The organism is Caballeronia udeis, from assembly GCF_001544555.2.
Lineage (GTDB): Bacteria > Pseudomonadota > Gammaproteobacteria > Burkholderiales > Burkholderiaceae > Caballeronia > Caballeronia udeis.
The window spans coordinates 1-1067 of sequence record NZ_FCOK02000217.1 but is presented as its reverse complement, the minus strand read 5'-3'; the positions used below and the strand labels follow the sequence as shown (position 1 = coordinate 1067).

Below are 1067 nucleotides of genomic sequence, written 5' to 3'. Positions count from 1 at the left end.
CGATTCTCTGCTGGCGCGTTATACGGTCATCACGCTGAAGGGAGACTCGATGGATGGCCAGGATGGATGACGCTACGCGCAAGCGGGTGCGTGCCGGTCGCTTGATGTTGGCGGGCAAGACGCCAGCCGAAGCAGCGAGAGCGGTCGGAGTGGCGCGGCAAACCGCATACACGTGGAAAGCCCGACTCGACGAAGGTGGCATCGACGCGCTTCGCGTTATGGCGACGGGGCGGCCCGCACAATTGGATGCGGCCCAACGCGAAGGTTTGCGCGCAGCGCTGCTACAGGGCCCGCTGGCGTACGGATTCGGAACCGAACTGTGGACGCTCAGGCGCGTACGGGCGCTCATCGAGCGACTGTATGGCGTTACCTTCAGCGAGGTACATGTCTGGCGGTTGCTGGGCGCCTTGGGGTTCAGCTCGCAAAAGCCGGAGCGCCGGGCCATCGAGCGCAACGAGGACGCGGTACTAACCTGGAAGCGCAAGACCTGGCCCGCGCTCAAAAAAAGTGTACCGCCGAAGGACGACTGATCGTCTTCATTGACGAATCCGGCCTCTCGGAGCGTCCCACACGAGTGCGCACCTGGGCGCCCAAGGGATGCACGCCGATCATTCAGTACCACTTCAACTGGAAGCACGTTTCGGCCATCGCCGGTCTTACCCGTACTAGCTTCGTGTTCCGCCTGCACGACGGTGCGATCAAAAGCGCGCAAATCATCGAATTCCTCAAAGCGCTGCGCGCGCAACTCAGACGCAAGCTCATGATCGTGTGGGACGGCGCAGCGCAGCACAAGAGCCGCGTCGTGCGCGAGTACCTCGACAGCACGGACGGCGCCATCCAGATGGCGTTGCTGCCCGGCTACGCCCCGGACCTGAATCCAGTCGAATACCTGTGGGCCTGGCTTAAGCGGCACGCATTGGCAAACTTCTGCCCTGACAACCTGGCCGAACTGAAGCACGCCGCTCGATGCAAGCTCAAGAGCGGCCAGAAGCGTAAATCGATCATCGTTGCCTGCTGGAAGCAAGCCGAGCTTTGGTGATGTCATGATTTACGTAATACTCAATAGT

1 protein-coding gene is annotated in these 1067 nt (G+C 61.4%); it reads left to right on the top strand.

All coding sequences use genetic code 11. The features are described 5' to 3' along the window. Positions 1–53: 53 nt before the first annotated feature. A protein-coding gene (locus tag AWB69_RS48525; RefSeq protein ID WP_156529232.1) for an IS630 family transposase occupies positions 54–1039 on the top strand; the annotation gives its coding sequence in 2 pieces (ribosomal slippage) (positions 54–513 and positions 513–1039; 987 coding nt in all). The last annotated feature ends 28 nt before the right edge of the window (positions 1040–1067 follow it).